Genomic DNA, 8,671 nt, shown 5'->3' on the forward strand with positions numbered 1-8,671 from the left:
CAGTACATCAACGGCTTCTATAATTCCCGGCGTCGCCACTCATATCTGGGTGGCATCAGCCCGCTCGCCTTTGAGGCCAAGGTGGCATAATGAGATAGGTGACCGGCGCAAAACCGTTACAAGTCCAGTTAGAGATTACCGGACGACATGTCGCGGGTCGGAGACGAGAGCCATTATGTGTCATTGACATATACGCCATTAGCGCATACATCCCGCCAGCATGGTTAACTTGCAAACCGTGGTGGAACTGCCCGAGTTTCTGCGGCGGGCCAAGTCGATCATGTCTGATGAGGATCGCTCTGCCCTAGTGGACTATATCGCTGCCAACCCGGAGGCGGGTGTGTCGCTGGGCGGTGGCCTTCGTAAAGTCCGTATTGCTCGGCAGGGTGGCGGCAAAAGCGGCGGCTACCGGACCATTTATGTTTTCGGCGGCGTGCATGTACCGATCTTCCTCATCACCGTGTTCGCCAAGAACGAAAAGGATAATCTAACCAAGGCCGAGCAGGCGGAGTTGATCGCCATGAGCAAGGCCTTGCTCGCTCGCTACGGAGACCGGAAATGAGCGCTTATGACAGCATTAAACAGGGATTGAACGAAGCTCTGGCATTTGCGGAAGGTGAGGAAGCCGGAGCTCGGATCCATCAGGTGAAAGTACCCGTCGTCGATGTCGCCGCAATCCGCTCCAGCACCGGACTTTCGCAAGGCGAATTCGCCCGCAGCATTGGTGTTGCCAAGGGCACGCTGCTCAACTGGGAGCATGGGCGCCGACGCCCCACGGGCCCGGCGCAGGTGCTGCTCGCGATGATCGCCAAAAAGCCTTCTCTGGTCAGAGAGATGCTGCGCTAGTCATTCTTATCCCGCCGACAACGCCGACGTTCGTGCCACTTCGCCTGTGCGTCGAAACCGGCCGTTCATTCACTCGGTGAGTTATGGCGCCTTCGAACCGAATGCCGACAGTCAGCTTGCGATAATCGGAAAACGGACGAACTACTGAACCAAAATCATCCTAGTGAAAATCTCGGCTCTTGGGCAGGGTGCGAACATTGCGCGGATGGGTCGGCTGCGGCGCTGCTAAGCTGCGCTTGAACTGGCGGGGCGCGCAGTCGGCATTGGCCGCTTCGCGCAAGATTTCGACCGTGCTTTGCGGCCCGGCCGAGCCCTGGAGCGGGCGGTTGACGTGGTCGGCGCGAGCGACCGGCGCGTCCAGCAGGTCTTCGTTCAGCACGGCGAGGCGCCAGGTCGCATCCTCCATCCGGTTTACGATCACATGCAGCACCTCGTCGTCCATCTCCAGTCGCCCGGCCACCTCCATCAGCCGGGCGCCCATAATGACCTTGCGGTATTTCTCCATCACTTCGGGCCAGATGACGAGGTTTACGACACCGACTTCGTCCTCCAGCGTGATGAAGCACACGCCCTTCGCGCTGCCGGGGCGCTGGCGGATCAGGACGACGCCGGAGACCTTGACCATCGCGCGGAAATTCTTGCCTCGCAGGTCGGCGCTGGCTGTGAAGCCGCGCTGTTGCAAGTCCTCGCGCAGGAAGGATAGCGGGTGGGCTTTCAGGCTCAACCGCGTGGTCTGGTAATCGGCGACGACATGTTCGGATAGCGGCATCTGAGGCAATAAGTGCTGCGCGCGCTCCGCCCCCTCGTCGCGGGCATCGGCTGCGGCGAACAAGGGCAGATCGATCGCGGGCTTCAGGGCGAGCGCATCCCACAGCGCCTGACGCCGGTCGAGCCCCATCGAGCGGAAGGCATCGGCAGCGGCAAGCCGTTCGATCACGGCGGGCGAGAGCTTTGTACGCTCGTGTAGCTGGACAATAGTTTCGTAGCGTCCGCGCTCCTCTCGCTCGGCCACGAGATAAGCCGCATCTATCTCGCGCATCCCGTCGATCTGGCGAAAGCCGAGCCGCATCGGCGGCTGCGGATTACCCTCGACGAAATCCTCCAGCATGTTGTCCCAGCCACTGTCATTGACGTCGACGCTGCGCACCTCGACCCCGTGTTCCTGTGCATCGCGCACGATCTGGGCGGGCGCGTAGAACCCCATTGGCTGGGAATTGAGCAGCGCGGCAGCAAACACGGCCGGATAGTGGCATTTCATCCAGCTGGAGATGTAGACGAGATGGGCGAAGCTCGCCGCGTGGCTTTCGGGAAAGCCGTATTCACCGAAACCGCGGATCTGGTTGAAACAGCGTTCTGAGAAGTCTGGATCATAGCCGCGCTCGATCATCCGCCCGACCATCTTGTCCTGCAATTCGTCGACCATCCCGCGGCTGCGGAAAGTGGCCATCGCCTTGCGCAGCTGGTTCGCCTCCACGCTCGAAAACTTGGCCGCGTCGAGCGCGATCTTCATCGCCTGTTCCTGAAAGATCGGCACGCCCAAAGTGCGCGAAAGGATGCTCGACAATTCATCGGGCGGGCCGTGTTCGGGCGCGGGTTTGGGGATGGCAACCGGCTCGTCCCCGCGCCGACGCTTGAGATAGGGATGCACCATATCACCCTGGATCGGCCCGGGGCGGACGATCGCGACTTCGATCACGAGGTCGTAAAAGCGGCGCGGCTTGAGGCGCGGCAACATGTTCATCTGCGCCCGGCTTTCAACCTGAAACACGCCGAGGCTGTCACCCTTCACCAGCATATCATAAACGCGTGGGTCTTCGCGTGGAGTGGTCGCCAATGTCAGGTCGCGTCCATGATGGTCAAGCAACAGGTCGAAGCCCTTCTGCAGACAGGTCAACATGCCCAGTGCGAGGATGTCGATCTTGAGGATGCCGAGCGCGTCTATATCGTCCTTGTCCCACTCGATGAAACTGCGCTCGGGCATCGCGCCATTGCCGATGGGGGCGCTTTCGATCAGCGGCCCCTGGGTGAGGATGAAGCCGCCTACGTGTTGCGACAGATGCCGTGGCATCCCGATCATCTGCTCGGTGAGCGCCAGCACGCGGCGCAATTGCGGATCAGCCATGTCGAGGCCCGCTTCGGCGGCGTGCTTTTCCGCGATTTCGCGACCGTAGCTGCCCCATACGGTGCGCGCGAGGGCGGCGGTGGTGTCTTCGGACAGGCCCATCACCTTGCCCACTTCGCGGATCGCCATGCGCGGGCGGTAATGGATCACCGTGGCGCACAGGCCTGCGCGCTTCCTGCCATAGCGGGCATAGATGTACTGGATCACCTCCTCGCGCCGCTCATGCTCGAAATCGACGTCGATATCGGGCGGCTCCTTGCGCTCCTCCGAGATGAAGCGGTCGAACAGCAGCTCGTGCTCGTCGGGATCGACGGCGGTGATGCCGAGGCAATAGCAGACGGCTGAATTGGCCGCGCTGCCGCGCCCCTGGCACAGGATCGGCGGATCGCAACCGCGCGCGAAATCCACGATGTCCTTGATGGTGAGGAAATAGCGCGCGATGTCGAGCTTTCCGATCAGCTCCAGCTCGTGGAGGATCAGCCCGCGCACCTTTTCCGGCACGCCATCGGGATAGCGCCAGTCCGCCCCCTCCCATGCCAGCGCGGCAAGGTGATCGTCGGGCGAACGATCCTTCGGGATCGGCTCGTCGGGGTATTCGTAGGCCAGTTCTTCCAAGTTGAAATTGCAGGCATCGGCCACCTCGCGGGTGGCGGCGATGGCATGTGGCCATTTGGCGAACAGGCGGATCATCTCGGCGGGCGGTTTCAGGTGTCGCTCGGCATTGCGGTGAAGCAGCAGACCGGCATTCGCGATGGTGGTCTTCTCGCGAATGCAGGTCATCACGTCCTGCAAAGGTCGTCGCTCGGGCGCGTGGTAATGCACATCGTTGGTGGCGAGAATGTCGAGATCGTTCGCCTCGGCGAGCGCATCGAGCCGGTTGATCCGCGCGACGTCGTCTCCGCGATAGAGATAGGCTGCAGCGAGATGGCGCAGCGTCGGTAACCGCCCGGCGAGATCGTGCAGTGCGTCCTCGAACCCGCTATCGAGGTCGTCCGGCGGCATCAGGAGTAGCTGCACCCCTTCCGCATGGGCGGCCAGCAGCTCGAGATCGATATGGGTCTCGCCCTTCTCCTGCCACTCGCCCTCCAGCGTTGCCATCTTGCCCGTCGAGAGCAGGGTAGAAAGCCGCCCGTATGCCGCGCGGTCGGTCGGGTAGGCGAGGAAATGCCAGCCCTCCACCGTCACGATCCGGCAGCCGACCAGGGGCCGCATCCGCGCGGTCGTAGCCTCGGTATGCACGCGCACCACACCCGCCAGCGTATTACGATCGGCGATCCCGATCGCGTCGTAGCCTTGGGCAAAAGCCGCCAGCACCAAGTCCACCGCATCGGACGCGCCTCGTAGGAAGGAGAAGCAGCTGGATATACCCAGCTCGACGAACGCGCTGGGCGGATGACCCTCAAACTCCTCGTCGGACAGGCGAGCCAGCGTGCGGCGGTTGGGGGTGATCGGCTGGTCCGGCATCAGGCGAAGAACCCGTGCAAATACCAATCCGGCGGCCCGCCGCGCCCGTCGCCGACCAGGCCGTGGCGATAGATCCAGTAGCGGCGGCCCATCTCGTCCTCGATCCGGTAGTAATCGCGCAGCCGCGCGGTCGAGCGTTCGCGCCACCATTCGGGGGCAATCCGCTCCGGCCCTTCCACCCGCGCGATATCGTGCAGCCCCCCGCGCCAGCGGAAGCGGCGCGGCAACCCTTCGGGCGTGGCGTAGATCACGGTGATCTGCTCGGCCCGGTCGAGCAGTTTCAAAGGCCGCTGGTGGAAGCCCAGATCGTATTGCGCCGCCGCTGGTTCCACATCGGGCGCAAGCCGCCGGTGCGATCGCTCGGGCAGGTGACTGCCGCGCGGGGCGAGCCGCGACACGCTGCCCTTGCCCAGTCGCGTCACCAGCCGGTCGAGCAGGACGGCAAAGCTCGTGCCGGTGGTCTCCGGCGCATCGAGTCGCTCCTGCTCCTGCTCGAGCGATTCCGCCCACACCGCGACGAGCCGCGCCTGATCGATCCCGAATGCGGCCTCGATCCCTTCCAGCCGAGCGTCGAACAGCCGCGCGAGGTGCGCTGCATCGCGCGAGGGCGAGGCCAGTTCCACCGTGCGGCTGATGGTATCGCCATCGACCCGCCACAGCAGCAGGAGTAGTCGCCGCGCACCCTTGCGCTCCGCCTCGAGACTGCGCGCGAGGTCTTCCGCGAGGTCGGCGATGATCCGCGCCAGCAGGTCGAGCGCGAGCAGCGGTTCGACGAGGCGACGTTCGGCAGCGAGCGGCTGCTTCTCCTGCAAAGGTACCAGCGGCTCGTGCGTCTTGCCCAGCACCTGGTCGAGCCGGGCGAGCGGGTTGGCCTCGGACGCACGGCGATTGCGGAAGCGCCGCACGAGGCTTGCGCGCGGCACGTCGAGTAGGTCGCCCACAGTCTTCAGTCCCAGCCGTGTGAGCAGCAGTTTCGTATCGTCGTTCAGCCGCAGGGCCGCTGCCGGAAGCGGGGCGAGCACGCCGGGCAACACGGCAGGATCGGACACGACCGGTCGCTCCGCTCCGTAATGCGACAGCGCCCAGGCCGCCCCGGCATTGGGTGCGAGCGCGGTACGGCAGGTATAGCCTCGCATCGCGAACCGCCGCTCGATTTCCGCCAGCATCGCCGCTTCGCCATCGAACAGGTGGGCCGATCCCGAAGCATCGAGCAGCGCCCCGTCCTCGCCATCGACCATGCTCCAAGGGCCCCAGCGCTGGGCGGCGATCGCCATGCGTTCGAGCGTGCGGCGATTGCCTTCGTGATCGGAAGGCAGGGTAACCAAGCCGGGCACGAGCATCCGTGCATCGGCCAGCCGCATCCCGGCCTGCGCCCCGGCCGCTTGGGCAAGCGGGCTGGCGGTATCGATCACCGGCCCGTACGCGGTCTCGGTAACGAGCACGACCAGCTGGAGCGCCGCATCGGGATCACCCTGCCCCGCGGTGCTCCGGCTCCAGCGGTCGATCGCAAGGTTCGGGAACCAGAGCGAGACGATGGCACGCGTTTTGCCCGGGCTCATGATGGCCGACACTGTGTTCGAGCGTGAAACGGCCGGGCCTCAATCCCCGCCCGCGAAACAGCTCCGCCCCGGCGCGCGGGGCTCCGGGCGCCACCGTATTCCACCGATGCATACCCGATGGCGCTGCCTCCACCCGCCAACGCAGTCGCGCCGCCGAAAGGTTTGCAAAGCCGTCGCGCCGCGAAAGGTAAAGCGGCACGCCATGGCGCTCGGCCGCGAGGACCAGCCGCCGTGTGGCGGTGAAATCGAGCGATTTGGGATCGCCCGCCAACTCTCCGATCACGAAGGACAGCGCGCCGCATCTTACGCCCTCCTCCATCGCCCACAGCGCATCGGCGGCGTTGCGCGCCTCGACATGGACGAGTCGGTGCCGCCGTTCGACCGGCAGCCCGTGCAAGAACGGGCGCCCGCCGCGCCGGATGCTTTGCGCATCCTGCACCCACAGCCAGTGCTTTGCGTGTGCACCACCCTGCAGCCGGGCCTCGGCAAAGGCGAGCGCCAGCGCTTCTCCGGAAGCATCGTCCATGCTCGAAAACAGCTCCCACAGGCTCGGCGGCAAATCACGCTCCGGCGACCACTCCTCGCCCCCGCCCGCAAACGCCGCAGGCAGGTCCGCCGCCCGCAGGGCGTCGACGCAATTAGGGACGCAATCAGGGATCGCGTCATTGGCTGGCAGGGGAAGGGCATCGGCATCGGGCACGGTATGAATTACGAATCGACTCACGGTTGTGTTCCCATTATGTTCTCACCGTTCCGTTCCGCAATCAAGCCCCTCAAATAAGTCTCGATCCTACCTCGCGTTCCACGGCCGGTCGGTGCGATCGACCTCCAGCTTGCCCGCAAACGGCACGCACAGCCCGCGCGCGTACCGCGGCAATCCGTCGGTCCACCACCCCAGTCCGCCTGTCGCAACAGCACCGGCATCCGGTCATGCACCGGCGACACTCTCGTTCGCCTTGGTCATGATCATCGAATAGCACTCTCCCCACTCGTCGCTCGAACGCCAGATACTTGCCGCGACCAGCAGCCCGTCCTCGCCCGGCGCGGAGAACCACGTCCGGGTCTTCGCCCCCTTCGGTCCTTCCGCCTTGGCGAAATGGGTCAGCGGGATCAGGCAGCGCCGCTCTTCGAAGCTGTCACGCCAGAAGAAGCTGTCGAGCTTGTCGATGCAGGTGTTGTTGGCATGCTCCTTCAGTTGTCCATCCCCCTTTTTGGGGATTGACGGTGGATGAGCTGTTTGTCGGCGTCGCCGCGCGCAACCATGCGCCCGACCAGCTGTACGAACTCGTCGTAACGAAGGCGTCCGAGCCGGTTGGTCTCGGGATCGACCGCAGGCTGGTGCGCGGTGAGCGTGAGCTGATGGCGAACGAACAGCCCGAGCGCTTCGGTGAGATAATCAAGCTTCTGCTCGACCCGGTCGGCTGAGCGGCTCTGCCGGTCGAGACGAGCCCCGAACCGGTCGTCGAGCTCGTGCGCGGCGCGCCGCTCGAACCAGACGGTGAGCGCGTCGGTCAGGATCGCTGTCTTAGACGAACCAGGCTTCGCCGCCATCGCGTCGAGTTTCACCGAGAGCTCGTCGGGCAGATAGAACTGATGCCGGGTCTTGCGCGTTTGCATGGCGGGCAGTGTCGGCTTGGCGAATGTCGCCCGCCAGATCGCTGGTTTGCGTGTTGCTACGCTAATGCCGCAGCCGGTCAGCTGATCTCCGGACCCGAGCGCCCGCGCCCGAACGTCCAGCTGATCGACCCGCCGCGATCGAACCCCGAGATATACTGACCGATCCGCTTCTCAAGCACCGGGCGCCAGGGCACCAACGTGAACTCCTTCGCATTCTCGATGAGCGCGTAGCGGGACGCGCCCACCTGCACTGATTTGCGATAGGTGCCCTCGACCACACCGCCGCGATGCTCGTCATAGTCGAGCCCCATCTCCTTCGCGAGCTGGCCTGCCACTTGCCGCAGTTCGCGCTGGCGCAACTGGCTAAGCAGATCGGGGCGGAACCGGACGTCGTCACCTTCGCGCCATGCAAGCCCCTGCTCGATCAGCCATTGGCGCCGCTGAACAAGCGCCTGCCGGACCTGCGCCCCGAACCCGCGTTCGAGCTTTTCAGGCTCCGTCGCCAGCGCCTGCTCGTCGAGCCAGGTGAGCCCGTCATGGCCGACCAGCTGTTCGAGCGGGCGCTCGGACAGCGTCTCGATCTTAACCGGGCGGCCCGCGGCAATGCCGCGCTCGAATGCCAGCACGCGGTCGAGATGATCGGGCGCGATTTTCCAGCTGTCATCGGGCAGCCGTTCGACCCCGCCCTTGCCGCGCCGCATCGCTTCGAGCCTGCGGACATGCGCTTCGGCGAACCGCTGCGTGGCGCTCGCGTCATGCCGCAGATGCGCATCGATATCATAGCGGCCGCCATTGGACGCAGCGACCTTGTCGATGGTGCGGTCGACCTCGCGCACGGTCGGTATCAGCGGACCGACCCTGACGATTTCCGGACTGTCGAGCATCTCGGACAGGGTTCGATTGCCGATGTCGACATAGTGGCTGCGCCCATCGGTGCCCGCGACGATCAGATAATGGCGGTCGCGATGTTCGTCGGCGAGGCCTCGGGTGACCACGCGTCCGACCAGCGGCTTGGCTTCGGCGGGGTCGTAAATCGCATAATCCCGCGGCGACACTTCGGGCG

The 8,671-nt window shown here is 64.8% G+C and carries 8 protein-coding genes; 3 read left to right on the plus strand and 5 right to left on the minus strand.

What is annotated here, in order from left to right; translation table 11 throughout:
- The 3 genes from KY084_RS16750 to nadS form a co-directional block, all read left to right on the plus strand.
- On the plus strand, positions 1-90 hold a 90-nt coding region (locus KY084_RS16750; RefSeq protein ID WP_343228049.1), incomplete at its 5' end, for an IS3 family transposase.
- 151 nt (positions 91-241) lie between these two features.
- Positions 242-562, plus strand: a complete 321-nt coding sequence (locus KY084_RS16105) for a type II toxin-antitoxin system RelE/ParE family toxin (RefSeq protein ID WP_343228048.1) — start codon at positions 242-244, stop codon at positions 560-562.
- Positions 559-846, plus strand: a complete 288-nt coding sequence (nadS, locus tag KY084_RS16110) for a NadS family protein (protein ID WP_219239473.1) — start codon at positions 559-561, stop codon at positions 844-846. Before KY084_RS16105 ends, nadS begins: the two co-directional genes overlap by 4 nt.
- Before the next feature lie 160 nt (positions 847-1,006).
- Here the strand turns inward: nadS and KY084_RS16115 are convergent, their stop codons facing one another.
- The 5 genes from KY084_RS16115 to KY084_RS16135 all read right to left on the minus strand — a co-directional run.
- A complete protein-coding gene (locus KY084_RS16115) occupies positions 1,007-4,432 on the minus strand; it encodes an error-prone DNA polymerase (protein WP_219239474.1) in 3,426 nt (1,141 codons plus the stop codon).
- Entirely contained in the window at positions 4,432-5,991 is a 1,560-nt protein-coding gene (locus KY084_RS16120; RefSeq protein ID WP_219239475.1) for a DUF6504 family protein, read from the minus strand. The genes KY084_RS16115 and KY084_RS16120 overlap by 1 nt, the downstream gene beginning before the upstream one ends.
- Entirely contained in the window at positions 5,900-6,691 is a 792-nt protein-coding gene (locus tag KY084_RS16125) for an ImuA family protein (RefSeq protein WP_219239476.1), read from the minus strand. Before KY084_RS16125 ends, KY084_RS16120 begins: the two co-directional genes overlap by 92 nt.
- A 491-nt stretch (positions 6,692-7,182) precedes the next feature.
- Positions 7,183-7,608, minus strand: a complete 426-nt coding sequence (locus tag KY084_RS16130; protein ID WP_219239477.1) for a CopG family transcriptional regulator — start codon at positions 7,606-7,608, stop codon at positions 7,183-7,185.
- A 77-nt stretch (positions 7,609-7,685) separates the two neighbouring features.
- Positions 7,686-8,671: DUF3363 domain-containing protein (locus KY084_RS16135; RefSeq protein WP_219239478.1), on the minus strand; the 986-nt coding region annotated here is incomplete at its 5' end.

It is taken from the genome of Stakelama flava (assembly GCF_019351405.1).
Lineage (GTDB): Bacteria > Pseudomonadota > Alphaproteobacteria > Sphingomonadales > Sphingomonadaceae > Sphingomonas > Sphingomonas flava_A.

Excerpts from the sequence above, each read along its gene's own strand:
- nadS (WP_219239473.1), top strand. The coding sequence starts at position 559 with ATGAGCGCTTATGACAGCATTAAACAGGGATTGAACGAAGCTCTGGCA.
- KY084_RS16115 (WP_219239474.1), bottom strand. The coding sequence starts at position 4,432 with ATGCCGGACCAGCCGATCACCCCCAACCGCCGCACGCTGGCTCGCCTG.
- KY084_RS16120 (WP_219239475.1), bottom strand. The coding sequence starts at position 5,991 with ATGAGCCCGGGCAAAACGCGTGCCATCGTCTCGCTCTGGTTCCCGAAC.
- KY084_RS16130 (WP_219239477.1), bottom strand. The coding sequence starts at position 7,608 with ATGCAAACGCGCAAGACCCGGCATCAGTTCTATCTGCCCGACGAGCTC.